Origin of the sequence: Salinisphaera sp. PC39, from assembly GCF_040361335.1 — a bacterium.
Taxonomy (GTDB): domain Bacteria; phylum Pseudomonadota; class Gammaproteobacteria; order Nevskiales; family Salinisphaeraceae; genus APNM01.
In genome coordinates, this window is the sequence record NZ_APNM01000010.1 from 56,376 (window position 1) to 75,372 (window position 18,997).

Annotated in this window: 13 protein-coding genes; 7 read left to right on the forward strand and 6 right to left on the reverse strand. The window is 68.4% G+C overall.

The window, feature by feature from the left end; all coding sequences use genetic code 11:
* The first annotated feature begins 103 nt into the window (after positions 1-103).
* Positions 104-733, forward strand: coding sequence for a putative outer membrane beta-barrel protein (locus tag PC39_RS11080; RefSeq protein ID WP_353253455.1), 630 nt, complete (start codon positions 104-106; stop codon positions 731-733).
* A gap of 123 nt (positions 734-856) precedes the next feature.
* Complete coding sequence (locus tag PC39_RS11085) at positions 857-2,152, forward strand: hypothetical protein (protein WP_353253456.1); 1,296 nt, start codon at positions 857-859, stop codon at positions 2,150-2,152.
* Between the two features lie 67 nt (positions 2,153-2,219).
* Here PC39_RS11085 and ppk1 read toward each other — a convergent pair whose 3' ends face one another.
* Positions 2,220-4,322, reverse strand: a complete 2,103-nt coding sequence (ppk1, locus tag PC39_RS11090) for a polyphosphate kinase 1 (protein WP_353253457.1) — start codon at positions 4,320-4,322, stop codon at positions 2,220-2,222.
* A 55-nt stretch (positions 4,323-4,377) separates the two neighbouring features.
* On the opposite strand from ppk1, the gene PC39_RS11095 reads away from it, so the two are divergent.
* The 4 genes from PC39_RS11095 (at position 4,378) to PC39_RS11110 (ending at position 8,342) form a co-directional block, all read left to right on the forward strand.
* Positions 4,378-5,223 carry a PhzF family phenazine biosynthesis protein gene (locus PC39_RS11095; protein WP_353253458.1) on the forward strand — a complete coding sequence of 282 codons (846 nt, stop codon included), beginning with the start codon at positions 4,378-4,380 and terminating at the stop codon, positions 5,221-5,223.
* Positions 5,224-5,378: 155 nt separating this feature from the next.
* Entirely contained in the window at positions 5,379-7,373 is a 1,995-nt protein-coding gene (locus PC39_RS11100; protein WP_353253459.1) for an alkyl/aryl-sulfatase, read from the forward strand.
* Positions 7,374-7,375: 2 nt separating this feature from the next.
* Positions 7,376-7,948, forward strand: coding sequence for a hypothetical protein (locus PC39_RS11105; protein WP_353253460.1), 573 nt, complete (start codon positions 7,376-7,378; stop codon positions 7,946-7,948).
* Between the two features lie 28 nt (positions 7,949-7,976).
* The gene (locus PC39_RS11110; RefSeq protein WP_353253461.1) at positions 7,977-8,342 is read left to right on the forward strand and encodes a DUF423 domain-containing protein; all 366 of its coding nucleotides are present in this window, start codon (positions 7,977-7,979) and stop codon (positions 8,340-8,342) included.
* Between the two features lie 30 nt (positions 8,343-8,372).
* Here the strand turns inward: PC39_RS11110 and PC39_RS11115 are convergent, their stop codons facing one another.
* The 4 genes from PC39_RS11115 to PC39_RS11130 form a co-directional block, all read right to left on the reverse strand.
* On the reverse strand, positions 8,373-9,410 hold the full coding sequence (locus tag PC39_RS11115) for a hypothetical protein (RefSeq protein WP_353253462.1): 1,038 nt from the start codon (positions 9,408-9,410) through the stop codon (positions 8,373-8,375).
* A gap of 185 nt (positions 9,411-9,595) precedes the next feature.
* Positions 9,596-12,508: a hypothetical protein gene (locus PC39_RS11120; protein ID WP_353253463.1), complete on the reverse strand. Its 2,913-nt coding sequence runs from the start codon at positions 12,506-12,508 to the stop codon at positions 9,596-9,598.
* Between the two features lie 146 nt (positions 12,509-12,654).
* Positions 12,655-15,519, reverse strand: coding sequence for a hypothetical protein (locus PC39_RS11125; protein ID WP_353253464.1), 2,865 nt, complete (start codon positions 15,517-15,519; stop codon positions 12,655-12,657).
* A gap of 95 nt (positions 15,520-15,614) precedes the next feature.
* Positions 15,615-17,447 carry an ATP-binding protein gene (locus tag PC39_RS11130; RefSeq protein WP_353253465.1) on the reverse strand — a complete coding sequence of 611 codons (1,833 nt, stop codon included), beginning with the start codon at positions 17,445-17,447 and terminating at the stop codon, positions 15,615-15,617.
* A 144-nt stretch (positions 17,448-17,591) separates the two neighbouring features.
* On the opposite strand from PC39_RS11130, the gene PC39_RS11135 reads away from it, so the two are divergent.
* Positions 17,592-18,290 (forward strand): response regulator, encoded by a 699-nt coding sequence (locus PC39_RS11135; RefSeq protein ID WP_353253466.1) that lies wholly within the window; start codon positions 17,592-17,594, stop codon positions 18,288-18,290.
* 7 nt (positions 18,291-18,297) lie between these two features.
* On the opposite strand, the gene PC39_RS11140 is transcribed toward PC39_RS11135, so the two are convergent.
* Complete coding sequence (locus PC39_RS11140; RefSeq protein WP_353253467.1) at positions 18,298-18,957, reverse strand: glutathione S-transferase family protein; 660 nt, start codon at positions 18,955-18,957, stop codon at positions 18,298-18,300.
* Between the last annotated feature and the right edge of the window lie 40 nt (positions 18,958-18,997).

Sequence of the window (18,997 nt, forward strand, 5' to 3'; positions counted from 1 at the left end):
AGCGTCCGGGATTTCGGCGCGCAGCGCGCCAGCGGCGCAACGGGATCCCGGCGGGCGAAACCCGGCGCCGTCGACAAGACCGGGACAAACAGGGGAGAAGAGCATGGCCAGGGTCCGATCCTTGCCGGCCGCGGTAGTGCTGGGGGCACTCGCGGTCATCCTTTCGCCGACGGCATCCGCCGATCGTCTGAGTTTCAACTATGCCCAGGCCGACTACGTCGAGGCCGAGTTCCCGAACGCCGGGGACGACTTCGACGGCGGCGGTCTGGTGCTGTCCGCGGATATCACGCCCACGATGTACGGTTACCTGCGGGGCCGTACCGTCTCGCTCGGTGGCGACGGCAACGGCGACGCCGACCTGAACGCCTACAGCGCCGGCATCGGATTCCATCGCGCTGCCGGCGGCAACGATGTGTTCACGCCGTTCGCGCTGTTCACGGTGGAGCACCTGGCCCTGGAGCCGGACGGCGGCAGCGACGAGAACGAGACCGGCTGGGGCGCGGAGGTCGGCTTCCGCCGTGCCTACGGTCGCTGGTTCCAGCTCGACGCCAGCGCCAAGTATTACGATGTCAACGACCTCGGCAACAATGATTTCGGTTACCAGGTGGAGGGCCAGATCGACCTGAGCGAGCGTTTCGCCCTGTCGATCGCCTACGAGGACATCCAGGAGTACGAGCAGCTCTCCGCCGGTATCCGCCTGTACTTCCACAGTCCGTTCACCGGACCCGACTGATTGCCGGTTTCCGGGCGGACGGTGCCGGTGCGTGGAAGCGCCCGCCGGAGGCGGGCGACCAGGGTCGGTTGCCGCGGGGCGACCGGTTGTTTCTGCGATAACAAGCAATAGCGGGAGAGAGCCATGAGCAGAAACGTATCTTGCTGGGGGGTTGTCGCGGCGAGTGCCGTGCTGGCCGCGTCCGCGGTTCAGGCCGAGCCCCTGAACTGGAACTATCTGGAGGGTGTCTACTACCACGATATCGAGTTGGACATTCCGGGCACGACCGGCGGGGGCGAGCTGGACGGCGACGGCGTCGGCCTCACCGGTTCCATGGCGGTGGCGCCGAACGTGCTGCTGCAGATGGGCAACGCCAACGGCGACGTGGACCTGCCGGGGTTCGGTCAGATTCCGCTGGACCGTACCTGGATCGGTCCGGGCCTGTACGCCGATTTCGAACTGGGCGGCGTGCGTGTCGGGCCCTGGGCCCGGATCGCCTACGAGCGGATGAGCGTGTTCACCAGCGGCGTCGTCGAGGGTTGGCACGGCGCCGCCGGCTTGCGCCTGGGCTTCGGCGATCGCGTCGAGCTGGCCCTGACCGGCGAGGTGGGCGATTACGAGCCGGCGCGTCTTGGCGGCGGCCCGCGCCCGGACTTGGACCGCGAGGTCGTCCGGGCCGATCTGCTTTATGCCGTGACCCCGCGCTGGAGCCTGCTCGGCGGTTTCGAGAGCGGCGACTTCGATCCGGGGCTCGGCTTCGGTGACATCGAGACCGAGCGGGTCTACGCCGGTGCCCGCTGGTATTTCGACGCCACCCCCGGCGGTGCCTTTGCCGCCGAGGGCGAGCCCGCCCACTCGGGTCGCGCCAACTACAACTACATGCAGGCGGTCTACCGCGACGGCGACGAGCTCGAAGCCCTGGGCGGCGAGATCGATATCTACGACGGCACGGTGCTTTCCGGCGCGGCACGCCTGAGCGAGCGCTTCGTGATGCTCGGCGAGATCACCGCGATGAATGCCGAGGGCGGCGGCGAGAGCGCGGTCGACTTCCAGTCGCTGGGGCCGGCCATCCGTTTCGGCGACACCATCGCCGGCGGGACCTGGCTGGATCTCTACGCGGGCGTGTCCTACGAGCGCGTGTCCCTGCCCTTCGCGGGCGTGTTCACGGGCGGCGGTGCCAGCATCGGCGCGCGCTGGCTGGCGGGCGACTTCGAGGTCGCGCCGCGGGTCATGACCCTGGATACCGACGGCCCGGCCGGGCTCGACCTCGACGGCCAGCGCTACCGACTGGAGGTGCTGTACAGCCTGTCGCCCTCGGTCGCCCTGGTCGCCGACATCGAACGTGCCGAGCTGGATGTCGAAGGTGCCGGCGGGGGCACGTCCATCGAGGCCGATAGCTACGGTCTGGGCGTGCGCTACTACTACGCCGGCAAGCGCTGACCGCGCGAGTCAGGCCGTCGGGGGCCCGTCCCGCGCCCGCGGGGCGGGCCCTCATGCCGTCCGGGGGTCACTCGGCGGCGGCGCGCAGCAATGCCGCCTGGGCGGCTGTCGGGGCCTCGTCCGGGCCGGGCCGGCAGTGGCGGTAGGTGCCGTCGGATTGCAGTTCCCAGGCCTGGCAGTTGTCCGCCAGGTAGGTGTCGAGGTCGCGCAGCACACGCGCGCGCAGGCTCTCGTCCTCGACCGGGAAGCAGGTCTCGACGCGGCGGAAGAAGTTGCGGTCCATCCAGTCGGCGCTGGACAGGTAAAGCTCGGCGTCGCCGTCGTTGGCGAAGTAGAACACCCGGGTGTGCTCCAGGAAACGGCCGACGATGGAGCGCACGCGGATGTTGTCGGACACGCCCGGCACGCCCGGCCGCAGGCAGCAGATGCCGCGCACGATCAGGTCGATTTCCACCCCCGCCTGCGAGGCGGCGTACAGCGCGCGGATGGTCTGCGGCTCCACCAGGGCGTTCATCTTGGCGATCAGGCGCGCCGGCCGGCCGGCGCGGGCGTGCTCGGCTTCGCGCCCGATCTTGGCCAGCATGGTCTTGTGGAGCTGGAACGGCGCGTCGATGAGTTTCTCCAGCCCGGAGATCTTGCCAAGGCTGGTGAGTTGCAGGAACAGCTCGTGGACGTCGTTGCCGACGACGTCGTCGCACGTGAACAATCCGTAATCGGTGTACAGGCGCGCCGTCTTCGGATGGTAGTTGCCGGTGCCGAGATGCACGTAGTGGCGCAGGCCCTCGTTTTCGCGGCGCACGATCAGGGTCATCTTGGCGTGGGTCTTGTAGCCGACCACGCCGTAGACCACGTGGGCGCCGGCCTCCTGCAGCCGGTTGGCCAGGGCGATGTTGTCGGCCTCGTCGAAGCGGGCCCGCAGCTCCACCACCACGGTGACTTCCTTGCCGGCCTCGGCCGCCGCCACCAGGGCGTCGACCACCGCCGAGTCGGGGCCCGTGCGGTACAGGGTCTGCTTGATCGCCAGGACCTTGGGGTCGGCCGCCGCCCGGCGCACGAACTCGATCACCGGCAGGAAGGCGTCGAACGGGTGGTGCAGCAGCACGTCCCCGCGGCGGATCTCGCCGAACAGGTCGGCGCCCGGCCCCAGCGCCGCCGGCAGCCGCGGCGTGAACGGCGGGTACTTGAGATCGGGGCGGTCCACCAGGTCCAGGATCGCCATCAGGCGGTTGACGTTGACCGGGCCGTCCACCTGGTAGAGGGCGTCGGCGTCGAGCATGAACCGTTCCAGCAGGTACTCGGTCATGTGCGCCGGACAGTTGTGGGCCACCTCCAGGCGCACGGCGTCGCCGTAGCGGCGTGACGGCAGCTCGCCGGCCACCGCCCGCAGGAGATCGTCCACCTCCTCCTCGTCCACGAACAGGTCGGAATTGCGCGTGACCCGGAACTGGTAGCAGCCGGTGGCGCGCATGTTGGGGAACAGGTCCTCCACGTGGGCGTGGATCACGGACGACAGGAACACGAAGTCGTGCGGCCCGCTGTCGGTCTTGTCGGGCGGCAGCCGGATCAGGCGCGGCAGGGCCCGCGGCGCCTGCACGATGGCGTAGCCGCTGTTGCGGCCGAACGCGTCCTTGCCTTCCAGCGAAACGATGAAGTTGAGTGACTTGTTGAGGATGCGCGGGAAGGGATGCGCCGGGTCCAGGCCCAGGGGACTGATCACCGGCAGCAGTTCCTCCTCGAAATACTCCGCGAGCCAGCGCCGCTGGCTCTCGTTCCACTCGGAGCGCCGCAGGAAGCGGATGCCGGCCTGCTCCAGCTCCGGTATCAATTCCTCGTTGAGGGTGCGGTACTGGTCGTCCACCAGGGCGTGCGCGCGCCGGCTGATCGATTGGAGCAGGTCGCCCGGCGCGATGTTGTCGGCCTCGGTCGTCGCCGAGCCCATCTCCGCCTTCTGCACCACGCCGGCCACGCGTACCTCGAAGAACTCGTCGAGGTTGGTGGAAGAGATGCACAGGAACTTGAGCCGCTCCAGCAGGGGCACGTCCGGGTCCTTGGCCTGCTCCAGAACACGCGCGTTAAACTCCAGCAGCGACAGTTCGCGGTTGATGTAGAGTTCCGGCGACTCGAGTGGCGGCGTGTCGGGACGATCCTCGTTGGCGGCGGCTTCCGGCATGATGGTCGGGCGAAGAGTGTGGCGGCAAGTCTAAGCGACGGTTTGTGACAAACGGATGACAGAGATCAATTCCCTGCCCCTGTTCCAGGTGGACAGCTTCGCCGACCGGCCGTTCGTCGGCAACCCCGCCGCGGTGGTGCCGCTGGAGGCCTGGCCGTCGGATCCCCTCCTGCAGTCGATCGCCGCCGAGAACAATCTGGCGGAGACTGCCTTTCTCGTGCCCGCCGGCGACGCCCACGAGCTGCGCTGGTTCACGCCCACCGTCGAGGTCCGCCTGTGCGGGCACGCCACTCTCGCCGCCGCCTACGTGCTCGTGGCATGCCTGGGCCACGAGGCCGGGGCCGTGCGTTTCGATACCCGGTTCAGCGGCCGTCTGACGGTGACCCGCGACGGCGACGGCCGTTACTGGCTGGACCTGCCGCGCCACGATTGTGAGCCGGCGGCGGCGCCGGCGTCGCTCCTGGAGGCCATGGGCGCCGGGCCGGCGGACGTGCGCGCCGGGCCCAACTGGCTGTTGCGCTTCGAGCGCGAGGCCGACGTCCGGGCCCTTCGGCCCGAGATGCGCCTGTTGGCGGCCTTGCCCGAGCGCGGCGTGATCGCCACCGCGCCGGGCGACGACGACGGCATCGATTTCGTCTCGCGCTATTTCGCGCCCAACTTCGGCGTCGACGAGGATCCGGTGACCGGTTCCGCCCATTGCATGCTCGCCCCGTACTGGGCCGCCGAGCTGGGCAAGACCGCCCTGCGGGCGCGGCAGATATCGGCACGCGGCGGCGAGCTCTGGTGCGAGCCGGACGGCGAGCGCGTGCGCGTCGGCGGGCATGCGATGCTCTATCTGACCGGCGAGATTCATCTACCCTCGGCCGCTAACCACAGAGGCGCACAGAGGCGCACAGAGTGAAGAAATATTAAAGGGCGGCTGATTAGAGGCATGTCGTTGTCACTCCAGGGATCGGTGCCGCGCACGCTTTCCTCGACGAACATGCATTTACCTCTGTGCGCCTCCGTGCGCCTCTGTGGTTAAATCCTCGGTATCCATGCCGGGGGAGCGAGCGAATGAATACATGGCGAGTGACGGCGTGCAGCGCCCTTTTCCTGCTGGCCGCCTGCGGCGACGGCGGGATCGATTACACGCCGGAGGAGGGTGCCGACGAGCGCGGCCACGTGCCGGCGACCCGGGCCACGGCCGCGGCCAACGCCGCGGTGCGCGACTCGCTGCCACTGGATGACGAGTCCGACTTCGAGGCCGCCCGGCGCGGCCTGATCGCCAGCGATCCCGACCTGGTCATCGAGGACGCCCAGGGCAATGTCGTCTGGGACATGCCGGCCTACGACTTCATGGAGGGCGAGGCCCCGGCGAGCGTGAACCCCAGTCTCTGGCGACAGGCCAAGCTCAACAATATCCACGGCTTGTTCAAGGTCACGGACGGCGTCTACCAGTTGCGCGGCTACGACCTGGCCAACATGACCCTGATCGAGGGCGACGAGGGCTGGATCGTGGTCGATCCGCTGACCTCGGCCGAGAACGCCGAGGCGGCGATGGCACTGGCGCGCGAGCATGTCGTGGGCGACGAGCCGATCACCGCGGTGCTGTTCACCCACAGCCACATCGACCACTTCGGCGGCGTGGCCGGCATCCTCGATCCCGAGGCCGCCCGACGGGACGGGGTGCGCATCGTCGCGCCCGAGGGCTTCATGCACGAGGCCACCAGCGAGAACATCCTGGCGGGACCCGCCATGGGCCGGCGTGCCATGTATATGTATGGCGGGAACCTGGCCCGGAGCCCGCGCGGGCACGTCGGTACCGGGCTCGGCAAGTCGCCCTCCGGCGGCCATTACGGCATCCTGGCCCCCACGGATATCGTCGACACCACCGGCCAGACACTCACCCTGGACGGCGTCGAGTTCGTGTTCCAGAACGTGCCCGAGTCCGAGGCGCCGGCGGAGTTCACCTTCTACCTGCCGGCGCACAAGACCTTCGGCGCGGCCGAGATCGTCAGCCGCAACCTGCACAACGTCTATACCCCGCGCGGCGCCAAGGTCCGCGACGCCCTCAAGTGGAGCAACTACATCGACGAGGCGATCGATCTGTTCGGCGACGAGGTGGAGGTGCTGGCGCCGTCCCACCACTGGCCGACCTGGGGCAACGGGAAGATCGTCGAGTACATGAAGGTGCAGCGCGACACCTACAAGTACATCCACGACCAGACCCTGCGCCTGGCCAACTCGGGCCTGACGCCCAAAGAGATCGCCGAACGGCTGGAATTGCCGCCTTCGCTGCGCGAGGCCTTCCACAACCGCGACTACTACGGCACCGTCAGCCACAACGCCAAGGCCGTGTACCAGTGGTACTTCGGCTGGTTCGACGGCAACCCGGCCCACCTCGAACCGCTGCCGGAGACCGAGGCCGCCACGCGCTACGTCGAGTTCATGGGCGGCGCCGACGCCGTGGTCGAAAAGGCGCGGGCGTCGTTCGAGGCCGGCGAATACCGCTGGACCGCCCAGGTGCTCAATCATGTCGTGTTCGCGCAGCCGGACCATCGCGAGGCGCGCAAGCTGCTGGCGCGTACCTACGACCAGCTCGGTTACCGGGCGGAGTCCGGCCCCTGGCGCGATATCTACCTGAGCGGCGCGCAGGAACTACGGCACGGCGCGCGCGGTTCGGCCCTGGACATGAAGCGCTCCCTGGGTCTGCTTCGGCACGTCCCGGTAGCCCGTTTCTTCGACGCCATGGCCGCGCGCTTGAACGGCCCGGACGCGGCCGGCACCGAACTGACGGTGAACTTCAACTTCACCGATCTGGGCACCAACCACGTCCTGACCATCGAGAACGCCGTTCTCCACCACAAGGAACGACCGCCCGCGCCGGACGCGGATGTCACCCTGAACCTGACCCGCGGGTTCCTGCTCAAGCTGGTAACCAAACAGGCCGGCCTCAAGGAGATGATCTTTTCGGACGAGCTGGACGTGGACGGCAGCCGGCTGAAGCTTTTGAAGTTCTTCTCGCTACTGGAGGACCCGGAACGCGAGTTCGCCATCGTCACGCCCTAGTGATGGACGACACGATAGGCGACGGCCCGTACTGCACCTACGAGACCTTCGGCGTGCGCTTCTTCGAGCACGCCGTGACGCCGGAGCGCATCCGCGAGGCCATGTCCGGCATGGTCGGCGGTGAGATTGACTTCGGCCCCAAGGCGGCGGGCCCGGGGCGCATGGTGCGGATCGCCGCCCAGGGACGCATCGGCGACCCGACCGTGACCCGGCGGCCCGGCAATGCCGTGGCGTTCCGGGTCCTGGTGCCGGTGGACTTGCACCTCAGCGTGCGGGTGGCGGCCCAGAACCACCGCTTCCGCGCCGACCTGCGGGCCGCGTTGAGCCTGACCGCGCGCGCGGCCGAGCCGCTCAAGGTGATCATCGACGTGGCGCCGCCCACCGCCGAGGACATCGAGGTCGCGGTCAAGGCGCACGGCCTGCGGGCCTCGGTGCTGCGGGCGGCGGCCGACGTCGACGGCGAGCTGCGCCGCTTCGTGGCCCGCTACATCGGACGCGAGATCGAGAAACCGCACATCCGCAAGGTGCGCGAGATCGATGTCGCGTCGCGCATCGGCAAGGCCTGGTCCGGCTGACCACGAACGCAAGCACGAGGAGACGAACGTGACCAAGCTCTGGTTGGCAATGGGGGCCGGCTACGGCCTGCTCGGCGTCGTGCTCGGCGCCTTCGGTGCCCATGCGCTGCGCGAGCGGCTGTCCGAGGACATGCTCCGGGTCTGGGAAACGGCGGTGAACTACCAGTTCTGGCACGCTCTCGCCCTGCTCGCCCTGGGCCTGCTGGCTTCGCGTCTGGCGGGCGCCTGGCTGACCGTCGCCGGCGCCGCCTTCGCCGTCGGCATCCTGCTGTTCTCGGGCAGCCTCTACCTGCTGGCCTTCAGTGGCGTGCGCGTGCTCGGGGCGGTGACGCCGTTCGGGGGGCTGCTGCTGATCGTCGGCTGGGTCTGCCTGCTGGTCGCCGTGCTGCGCTGAGTGTCCGCGGCCGGATCGACGGCGTCGTGTCTAGCGCAACGCCGTCATCTGCTCAAGCAGCGCGGCGTTGGCCTCGGCCAGCAGCGAGCCGCTGAGGGCGGCGAAGCGACCGGGGTCCGCCTGCACCTCGTAGCGGCGGGACACGTTGGTGCCGCCGCCGAGCAGGGCCGAGGCCACGTTCACCACGGTCTCGGTGGTCTTGCTCGCGCTGGAGGTCACGTCCACGACCTCGCCGAAGGTCTCGGTCGAGTACTTGGCCTGTCCCAGGCGCAGGCTGCCGACGGCGGAACTGAAGGTGCCGCCGTGGCCGCCGATGATCTCCACGCCGCTGTCCGGCTTGATCGACAGGCCCTGGTAGACGCTGACCGAGGACGTCGAGGTGTGCATGCCGCCGTAGTTCTCGGAGTTGGCGAAGTCGATCAGATAGTTGACGACCAGTACCCGGAGGGCCCCGTCGTGCTCGTCCGCGAACTTGGTGGCCGCCGACGAGGGATGGCTCCAGCCCAGGGCGCCGCCGAGGCCCATGGCGTCCGACATGAAGATGCGGATCTTGCCGTCGAACTCGGTGGGCACGTAATAGGTCACGTCGGCGCCCACGGCGAGGGTGGAGTCGTCGGTCTCGTACGGGGCCGCGTGGGTCTTGGCGCCGGAGAAGGCGTCGCTGGACAGCAGCACCCCGCGGTCGACCACCTCGTAGCCGGCCGCGCTCAGCCCGGACACGAAGTCCGCGTAGGCGGCGTCGACGATCACCTGCCGGGTGGTTTCGTCCACGCCCGCCAGGGTGACCTTGGCCAGCGATTTGCCGCCGAAGCCGCTGCCGAGGAAGCCGCCGCCGGCCTTGGCCTTCATCTTTTTGTACTCGACGAAGCCGACCTTGAAGCCGCCGATGACGACCTTTTGCGTGCCGGCGAAGGCCTTGCCCTTGTCGACCTCGATGTCGCTGCGTTTCTTGCCCAGGAAACCCGTGCTGGCGCCCGGGGCGGAGCCGCCCTGGCCGCCCGTGGCCGAGCAGCCGGCCAGGGCCAGCCCGGCGGTGAGCAGGGCGACGACGGCGAGTCTCTTGTCCATGGCGGTGTTCCCTCGTGCAGTGATCGCTCGGATTGCGGTCAGCATAGGCGGGGATGGCGCGCGGCCTCTCGCCCCAAATGGGGGGATGGCGTTCGCCGGCCGTTTCGGGGGAAGCGGCGCCGCATCGGCGACGAAAAAGGGCGGCTCCGGAGAGCCGCCCGATGCGTGACGAGCCTTGGTCGCCGTTATTCCAGATTGTTGCCGAAGGCGCGGATGAAGCCGTCGGTGACGGTAATGCTGCTGCCCTCCCTGTCCACGAACGTGCCGCTGAACGTGCCTTCCACGGTGCCGGTATAGTCAGTGTCGCTGGCCGGCATGTCCCCGACCTGCGTCAGGGTCATGGTGCAACTGGCCCCCGCCGGGCCGGCACCGCTCTGATCGCCGGCCTCGTAGGGCCATCCCTTGTGGCGGAAATCGACGTGGAACTGCCGGAACGTCCCCGCGGGTTGGCCGCAGGTATAAGTGCCGGTCTCGTTGGGTAGCACCCAGAATCCCGTCTTGTTGCTGCTCGGCGAAACCAGCGTCATATAGTCGAGGTTGGGTGTGTTGCTGAGCACGAAGGCATCCTTGACCACGAATTGTTCGCCATCGACGGTATAACGCATGCCGCTCTCGTTCGGCCCCAGCGTGTCGCTACCGTCCGAGGGGTTCGGATCGAAGAAGAAATAGCCGTCGGTGACGCTCAGCAGCGGATCGCCCGCGCCCTGTTCCAGCGAACCGGTGAAATAACCCTCGTAGACCGGCCCGGCCTGGACCAGCTTCACCGTACAGTTGCCGTCTCCCGTGCCGCTGCCGCTGGCCGGTCCGGCGCCGCCCACGTGAATGTGTTGCAGTACCGTGCCCTCGGCGGTCTCGTTGCAGGCATAGGTGCCGATCTCGTCGGGCACGAAAAGGCGCCAACGAGTGGTCACATCGTTCGGGTCGTCGGCATCGAACCGGACGGTGCCGTCGCCCGAGCTGTTGGGGAACTGCACCACGTTGCCGTTGTAGGTGTATTCGGTGCCGTCGATCACGCCCGTGAAACCGTTGCCGGAAACCCGTGCCTTGCCGTTGTTGCCCTCTTCCGGGTCGGACGCAACGCTATCGGCGCAACCAGCCGCTGAGATTGCGGCGGGATCGGTGGTGGCGCGATCCTTGACCTCGCCGATGAACACCGACTCCACATCGATGTATCCGTCCGCCCGGCGGATGACGCGGATGCCCTGGGCGGTGAAGGTCAGACTCTCGTCGTCGCCGTCCGCCGCGTAGCGTGCCGAGCTGCGGAAGAAGTCGTACGGATAATTGAAGAACGGCGACTCGGACCGGAGCCACACGGCGAAGGGGATCGTCCGGCTGGGGGCGCTGCGGTCGCTGCCGTCCGTGGTGGTCATCTCGAACGTGGCGCACAGCTCGCCGTTGTCGAAGCCGCTGTTGTAGGTCGTGTCGTCCTCCACGAGGGTCAGCGTGTAGGGCTGGCTATCCCCGTTGAAGGCGGCGAACAGGTCGGTGATCGCTGCCGGCAGCGGCCGCTCCTCGGCCTCCAGCGTGCCGCTCTGGGTCCCGCTCAGCGTCAGCTTGTGCGCGATCACCGCGCCGTCCTCCACGAACAGTTCGAACTTCATCTCCAGGCCGTCCGGCTTGGTCAGGTCGATCTGGTAGCGCGGCGTGGCGTTGTCGATGCGGTCCGCCAGGCTGTAGCCGGTCTCCTCCGGGTCCAGCGTGTACTGGCTGTCCACCGTGACCACCCCGGTGTCGGGATCGATGGAGAACGGCACCTGCTGATCCAGCGCGTAGGCATCACTGAACGCCGTGCCGCCCTTGAACACGACGTACGGATTGAAGTCGCCGCCCAGGGCCTTGAAGGCCTCCAGCGCCGGATCGTTGCCGTCGCCCTCGTCTTCCAGGAGCTGCCCCAGGAAAGTCGGCAACTGGGTATCGCCGAAGTCCCGCGGCCGCGAAGCGTCGCCGACGTTGATCTCGTTGAAGTTGCCGCTGTCGTTGTCGGTCAGGGCGTATTCGATCGACGAGTCGGGATCGGCCCAGATGACCTCCGGCGTGTGTGCCGAGCCGCTGAAGACGCAGAACCGTGGGCCGGTCAGGGTCTTGCCGTCGATCTGGAGGCTGCCGTCGCCGCCGATCGTGGCGGTGACCGCCTGGCCGTCGGTGAAGGGTGCGCCGGCCTCGACCTCGTTGTAGCTCAGGTTGTAGGTGCCCGCCAGGTCGGGATTCAGGGTGGCGGGCTCGGATTCGCACAGCACGTCGCTGCCGTCACCCCCGCCGTCGCCGCCGCCGGGATTGGAGACGCCGGAGGTGTCGACCACGCTGCTGACGGGACGTTGGTTGTCGGGGGTGCCGGGATAGCTGTAATCGCCGGCGATGTCGTTGAGTGCGGTCTGCATCTCGGCGAGGAAGTCGGCGTAGGGCGCGCCGATATCCGTGCCGTTGTCCTCGCCGTCGATATCGCCGTCGGCGAGATCGGCGGCCAGGGCCTCGAGCACGGCCAGGGCCGGGGCGGCCTGACCGCTGCCGAGTTCGGCCAGGGCGGCGAGCAGCAGGGCGTAGTTGCCGGCCTCGTCGTCGCCCAGGGAGGTGACGCCGGGGTCGCCGACCAGGGTGGGCACCGAGAGGATGCTGGACAGTCCCGGCGCCAGGGCGGCGCGCACGATCTCGTTGAGCTCGTCGACGGCCTGGGCGGAGATGGGGAACAGGCCCTGCCGCTGGGCGGCGAGCCAGGCGATTTCGGTCAGCGGGGTGACGCCGACGGTGCCGGGCCCGGGGACGATGGCGTGGATGGCGCTGCCGTCGGGGAAGGGCACGAGGGTGGCGCTGGCCTCGTCGTAGTACATGGCGTCGGTGTCGTCGCCGAGGACCTCGACCACGACGGGACCGTCGTAGGAGCCGGTCTGGATATCGACGCTGCCGTCGTCGCCGGTTTCGGCGGAGCCGATGAGCGTGGTGCCGTCGGCCTCGTAGAAGTTGACGGCGGCGTTGGTGATCAGCCCGAGGGAGGGGCTGGCGCCGGCGCTGCCGGACGAGTCGTCGCCGCTGCTGCTGTCGTTGCAGGCGGCGAGCGCAAGAGCCGCGATCAGGGCGGTGAGCAGGCGAAGGGATGAGTGCATGACCGGAATCCTCAGGGTTGCGTGATGCCGAGATTAGATAGGGCCCACGCCGGTCGCTCCCCCCAAGTGGGGGGACTGGTCCGTGTGTTGCAGGCAATAAAAAGCGGGGGCCTTGCGGCCCCCGCTGAATACCGGTCCGAGTCCGCTTAACGGTCCGCCGCGAACTCGCCGTCGTTGACCGGGAAGGGATTGTCGTTCTGGTCGACCAGCGTGCCGGTGAAGGTGCCCTGGATCGAGTCGGCGTCGATGGCGGTCACCTCGATCGTGCAGGTGTTGGTGGCGTTCGAACCGGTCGCCGCGGCGTTGAAGCCCGTGTCGCGAGTGTACTTGACGAACGTGCCGCCCGCGCCCGGCTGGCAATTGTGCTGGCCCAGGCTGGCCGGCAGTTGCAGGTCCCAGATGCGGGCCCTGTCGCTGTCCCGGGCCGTGATCTGGATCAGGCCGCTGCCTTCGGTGGTAAAGACATCGTCGGTGACCGTCTCGGTGGTGCCGTCGATGGTGCCCGAGGCGCCGTTAGCGTCACCCAGGACGCCGCCCGAACCGCCGCCGTCGACCGGCGGGGGCGCGGACTCGGGCAGGGTGACGCGGAAGCCGCCGTTGGTCACCGTCCCGTCGCCGCTGCCGTTGCGGTCGATCAGCGTGGCGCTGAAGGTGCCCTCGAAGAGGTCGCCGTCGCGCACGGCGACGATCTCGCAGGCGCCGCCCGGATCGTGGGCGACGTACCACTGCTGGCTGATGCCCCTCTCCGGATCGTTGTAGCGATGAACGAGATAGGTGTCCGCCGTCTCGTTACAGCGATAGGTGCCGGACTGCGGCGGCACCGTGACCTCCCAGGTCTGCCCGTTGAGGTCGCCCTCAGCCCCCACGAGGTAGTTGTTGCCGGCGCCGGGCTTGGCCAAGGTATTGGTGAAGGTCCGGGTGTCGCCGTTGACGTCGCCGGTCGCGCCTTCGCCCGAGCCCACGGCGGTGGCCGTGGGGTCGCCGTCACCGCTGCCGTCGATGCCGGATGCCGGGGTGTCGCATCCCGCCGCGGAGATTTCGCTCGGGTCGTTGGTGGCGCGGTCCTTGAGATCGCCGGTGAAGAAGGCCGTCACGTCGACGTAGCCGTCGGCCCGCAGGGTGAAACGCTTGCCCAGTTCGGTGAAGGTCAGGCTCTGGTCGCCGCTGTCCGACGAATACCGGGTGTCCGCCCGATAGAAGTCATGCTCGTAGATGAAAGTGTCCGAGCTGATCTCGGCGACGAACGGTGTCAGCGTGTCGGCCGTGCTCTTCTGGGTGCCGTCGCTGGTGGTCACGTCGAAGGTCGTGCACTCGCTGTCGAAGCCGCTGTTGTAGCTTTCGTCGTCGAGCACCGTGACCAGCTCGAAGGGCTGGTCGCCCGCGTGGAACGCCGCGAACAGATCGGTGATCTCGGTCGGCAGCGGGCGCTCCTCGGCCTCGATCACGTCGCTGCCGGGGCTGTCGTCGCGCAGGATGAAACGGTGCGCGATGACGCTGCCGTCCTCGATGTAGAGCCAGAGTTCCAGTGTGCGGTCCTGGTCGTCCTTGGTACGGACGCTGTAGCGGGGTGTGGCGTCGCCGGAGCGGTCCTCGAAGTAGAAATCCTCGTCGGCCGGGTCCAGCGTGTACTGGCTGTCCACCGTGATCACACCCGTCTGCGGGTCGATGGACACCGGCACCTGCTGTTCCAGGGCGTAGGCGCTGCGGAAATCGCCGCCCTTGATCACCACGTAGGGGTTGTAGTTTCCGGCGATGTCGAGGAGTTGCTGGGGCGGACCGCCGTTCGTCCCCGGCTTGAGCTGCCCCAGGAAGGTCGGCAACTGGGTGTCGCCGAAGTCGCGCGGCCGGGAGGCGTCGCCGACATTGATCTCGTTGAAGGTGCCGGTGTCGTTGTCGGTCAGGGCGTACTCGATCTGTTCGTCGGGATCGGCCCAGATGATCTCCGGCGTGTGGGTCGAGCCGTCGTAGATGCAGTGCTGGGGATCGGCGAGGATCGTGCCGCCGATATGCAGTTGGCCGCTGGAGCTGACCGTGGCCTGGACGCCCTCGCCGTCGTTGAAGGGACCGCCGGTTTCGCTTTCCGTGTAGACCAGGTCGTAGGTCCCCACGAGGTCGGTGTTGAGGGTGGCGGACGTCGAGTTGCAGACCAGGTTCCCGCTGTTGCCGTCCCCGTCGCCGTCGTCGGGATTGGAGACGCCGGAGGTGTCGACCACGCTGCTGACGGGACGTTGGTCGTCGGGAGTGCCGGGATAGCTGTAATCGCCGGCGATGTCGTTGAGCGCGGTCTGCATCTCGGCGAGGAAGTCGGCGTAGGGGGCGCCGATATCCGTGCCGTTGTCCTCGCCGTCGATATCGCCGTCGGCGAGATCGGCGGCCAGGGCGTCGAGCACGGCCAGGGCCGGGGCGGCCTGGCCGCTGCCGAGTTCGGCCAGGGCGGCGAGCAGCAGGGCGTAGTTGCCGGCCTCATCATCGCCCAGGGAGGTGACGCCGGGGTCGCCGACCAGGGTGGGCACCGAGAGGATGCTGGACAGTCCCGGCGCCAGGGCGGCGCGCACGATCTCGTTGAGCTCGTCGACGGCCTGGGCGGAGATGGGGAACAGGCCCTGCCGCTGGGCGGCGAGATAGGCGATTTCGGTCAGCGGGGTGACGCCGACGGTGCCGGGTCCGGAGACGATGGCGTGGATGGCGCTGCCGTCGGGGAAGGGCACGAGGGTGGCGCTGGCCTCGTCGTAGTACATGGCGTCGGTGTCGTCGCCGAGGACCTCGACCACGACGGGACCGTCGTAGGAGCCGGTCTGGATATCGACGCTGCCGTCGTCGCCGGTTTCGGCGGAGCCGATGAGCGTGGTGCCGTCGGCCTCGTAGAAGTTGACGGCGGCGTTGGTGATCAGCCCGAGGGAGGGGCTGGCGCCGGCGCTGCCGGACGAGTCGTCGCCGCTGCTGCTGTCGTTGCAGGCGGCGAGCGCAAGAGCCGCGATCAGGGCGGCGGCGAGTTGAATGATATAGCGCATGACCGGGTTCCTCCTGAAGTCGTCATGCCGAGACTAGGGATGACGACCGGTCCGCCGCTGCCCCCAGGTAGGGGGAAACGTCGGCTTCGGAGGCTTCAGGTCAGTGGTAGCGTGAGGATGAGCTCGGTGCCGGTCCGCCGGCCGTCGTGCTCGATGTCGCGCCAGGCGATGGTGCCGCCGAGCTGGCGCGCGCGCATCTGCAGGCTGCGCATGCCCACGCCCGGACGCCATGCCGTGACCGGCGCCCCGGCGCCGTCGTCGGCGATGCGCACGGTCAGGTCCTTGTCGCCGACCTCGGCGGCGATCCGGATCCTCGCGGGGGCGGCATGTTTGAGTGCATTGGTGATGCCCTCGCGGATCAGCCGTTCCACGGTGATGCGTTGGCGGGGATTCAGGTCATGTCGGTGCATCGGTCCTGACATCTCCCAGGTCAGCGCCACCTCCGCGGCTTCGCAGCGTTGACGGGCCTCGGCCCGCCAGTCGACCAGGCATTCCACCAGCGGCAGACGTTCATCACTCTCCATGCCGACGATCAGTGAACGCAGATCGCCCAGTGCCGCGCGGGCCTGGGAGGCGATCTCCGATTCCCGGGCCGTGTGCACCAGGGTGAGCAGTCGCGCGCCCAGGTCGTCGTGCAGGTCGCGGGCGATGCGTTCGCGCTCTTCCTGGGCCGCCCTTGCCTGCTCCGCGCGTGCCTGCTTCTGGTAGGCGACCTCCACCTCGCGCTTGATCAGCGCCACCTGTTCCCGGAGTTCCTCGCTGACACGCTCGGCGCGGCGCAGCGCCTTGGCGTAGTTGTCGATCAGGCGGAAGCTGAACAGCACGAACAGCAGCGGCACGGTCACGTGCAGCACCGGCCGCTGCAGTGACGGGATGGCGTGGACCTGCGACAGGTACTCCACCACCGTGGTCGCCAGGATCACCGCCAGTCCGGCGTAATAGAACCGCAGGTGCCGGCCGCGCTTGCGATGCAGGTGGCGGCCGAGCAGGAACAGCACCACGAGGCCGGACAGCATGACCAGCGTGAAACTGACCAGTCCCAGCAGCCGGAGATAACCGGCCGGGATCGTCAGTGCCGCGACCGCGCCGAGCGCCGATCCGCCCCACAGGAGCCGCTCGAAGCGGGGCAACCGCATGTCGGCGAAGCGGAACAGGCTCAACCACAGGGTCAGGCCGATGCCGTAGGTCAGCACCAGGGTGAGCCGCTCCAGGGTGACGTTGTCGAGGGGCAGATCGACGACGTAGATGCGGGCCACCAGGATTGCGCCGATCAGTAGCGCGGCGGCGAAGTAGGCATATAGGTCGCGGCGCATGTTGGACCACAACACCGCCATGACCAGACCGAAGAACGCCAGCACCGCGCTGATGAAGCGCGCCGACGACACGTGCCAGGTGCGTTCGGCGAGGTAGGCCTCGCGCAGCCGTGCGTAGTCGCCGACGCGGATGGTGCTCAGTCGGCCGCCGCGCTGTTCGCTGGCGACCTCGTGCGAGGGGTACGCGAACACCCGCACCGCGATATCGTTGCGGCCCGCGCGCTGGACGCCGGCCGGCACCGAGAACAGGAAGGGCAGATAGCATTGCCGGTGGACGCGCGGCCCCGACCAGGGGCTGCCGCCGCTGCCGACCAGGTCGCCGTTCACGTAGACCCAGGGTGAGTTGCAGGCGCGGGGGATGTAGATGCCGAGCCGTTCGCCCGGCTCGGGCACGTCCACCGCAAAGCGGTACCAGGCGGCGCCGCCATAGCGCGCCAGGGTCCGGCGCCAGTCGTCCGGGAGGCTGACCCGCCGGGTGTCGCCGCCCGGTGTGGCGCGCACCGCCGAGTCGATCGTGACCGTCGCATCGTGGTGCAGCACCGGCACGGACGACGGGGTTTCCGCGACCGCCGCCATGACGACCGCCCAGAGCAGCAAGGCCGCCGTGGCACGCATCCTCGAAACCCATTTACTCCGGTTATTGTCCTGGCACAAGCCTGACGCGTTTGCGCCGGGCGCGCACCCCCCGGATGCGGGTGGCGCTCGTCGAACGTATCGCGCAGATTACGGGCTGACGGGATACGGCCGGAACGGGGCGCGATGCGGGGAAACGACAACAGCATGAAGCCGGAAGGGACGGGCAATACCGCGATGGCGCCGGAATCGGCCTTGATCGTCGAGGACTTGCCGACATCCTGCGATTGGCTTGGCGATGTCCTGCGTGTCGCTTTCCCGGGCATCCTGATCGATACCGCGCCCGATCTCGCGGGTGCGCGGGCCGCGTTGGCGGAATTCGTGCCCGATCTGGCTCTGGTCGATCTGGGCCTGCCGGACGGCAGCGGCGTGGACCTGATACTGGCGCTGCGCCGGGAGCATCCGGGCTGCCGGAGCGTGGTGACCACGATCTACGCCGACGATGCGCACCTGTTCCCGGCGCTGCGCGCCGGCGCCGTGGGTTATCTGCTCAAGGACCAGCCGCAGGAGCGCCTGGCGATGCAGCTCCGCGGTATCGCCGCCGGCGAGCCGCCGCTCTCGCCGATCATCGCCCGCCGGCTGCTGAAGGTGTTCGAGCCGGAGCCGGAGCACGAGCAGGCCGATTCCCTGTCGCCGCGCGAGCGCGAGACGCTGGTATTGATCGCCAAGGGGTACCGCCTCAACGAAGTGGCGGATTGCCTGGGCGTGACCCGCAACACCGCCGCGGGCTACATCAAGAGCGTGTACCGAAAGCTGCAGGTCTCGTCGCGCGCGGAGGCCGCGCTGGCCGCGGCGCGCATGGGGCTGGTGCGCCAGAACCTGTAGGCCGGCGTCAGCGCGTCAGGATGTTCCTGGCGGTCTCCCGGGTCGCCTCCGGGTCGATGGGGGCCGGTATCGTCATGCCCTGCTGTACCGCGTCGCGGTTGCCGACCCGTTCGATCCAGGCCTCCAGGGCGTCCAGGCCCGAGGTGTCGACCCCGGCCCAGTCGTGCAATTTGATCCAGGGCCAGGCGGCGATGTCGGCGATGGAGTACTCGTCGCAGATGTAGCTTCGACCCCGGAGTTGCCGGTCCAGGACCTCGTACAGCCGCCGCGTCTCGTGCTGGTAGCGGTCGATGGCCTCTGGGATCCGTGTCTCGAAATAGCGATGGAAAACGTTGGCCTGGCCCTGCATCGGGCCGATGCCCCCCATCTGGAACATCACCCACTGGATCACGCGGGAGCGGCCCTTCACGTCGATGGGCAGGAAACGCCCGTGCTTCTCGGCCAGATAGATCAGGATGGCGCCCGACTCGAATACCGCGAAGTCGTCGGCCTCGCGATCGACGATGGTGGGGATGCGCCCGTTGGGGTTCAGCGCCAGGTATTCGGGCGTCTTCTGTTCCCCGGCTCCGAGGTCGAGGGCGTGCACCGCGTAGTCGACGCCCAACTCCTCCAGGAGGATCGATGCCTTCCAGCCGTTCGGCGTGGCGGCGGTATAGAGATCGATCATGGCACCAACCGCGTGTGTGGTGCCTCCAGCATACGACATG

What these genes read in the sequence shown, in the direction of transcription:
- PC39_RS11080 (WP_353253455.1), top strand. Translation starts at nt 104, where the DNA reads ATGGCCAGGGTCCGATCCTTGCCGGCCGCGGTAGTGCTGGGGGCACTC.
- PC39_RS11085 (WP_353253456.1), top strand. Translation starts at nt 857, where the DNA reads ATGAGCAGAAACGTATCTTGCTGGGGGGTTGTCGCGGCGAGTGCCGTG.
- ppk1 (WP_353253457.1), bottom strand. Translation starts at nt 4,322, where the DNA reads ATGCCGGAAGCCGCCGCCAACGAGGATCGTCCCGACACGCCGCCACTC.
- PC39_RS11095 (WP_353253458.1), top strand. Translation starts at nt 4,378, where the DNA reads ATGACAGAGATCAATTCCCTGCCCCTGTTCCAGGTGGACAGCTTCGCC.
- PC39_RS11100 (WP_353253459.1), top strand. Translation starts at nt 5,379, where the DNA reads ATGAATACATGGCGAGTGACGGCGTGCAGCGCCCTTTTCCTGCTGGCC.
- PC39_RS11105 (WP_353253460.1), top strand. Translation starts at nt 7,376, where the DNA reads ATGGACGACACGATAGGCGACGGCCCGTACTGCACCTACGAGACCTTC.
- PC39_RS11115 (WP_353253462.1), bottom strand. Translation starts at nt 9,410, where the DNA reads ATGGACAAGAGACTCGCCGTCGTCGCCCTGCTCACCGCCGGGCTGGCC.
- PC39_RS11120 (WP_353253463.1), bottom strand. Translation starts at nt 12,508, where the DNA reads ATGCACTCATCCCTTCGCCTGCTCACCGCCCTGATCGCGGCTCTTGCG.
- PC39_RS11125 (WP_353253464.1), bottom strand. Translation starts at nt 15,519, where the DNA reads ATGCGCTATATCATTCAACTCGCCGCCGCCCTGATCGCGGCTCTTGCG.
- PC39_RS11130 (WP_353253465.1), bottom strand. Translation starts at nt 17,447, where the DNA reads ATGCGTGCCACGGCGGCCTTGCTGCTCTGGGCGGTCGTCATGGCGGCG.
- PC39_RS11135 (WP_353253466.1), top strand. Translation starts at nt 17,592, where the DNA reads ATGCGGGGAAACGACAACAGCATGAAGCCGGAAGGGACGGGCAATACC.
- PC39_RS11140 (WP_353253467.1), bottom strand. Translation starts at nt 18,957, where the DNA reads ATGATCGATCTCTATACCGCCGCCACGCCGAACGGCTGGAAGGCATCG.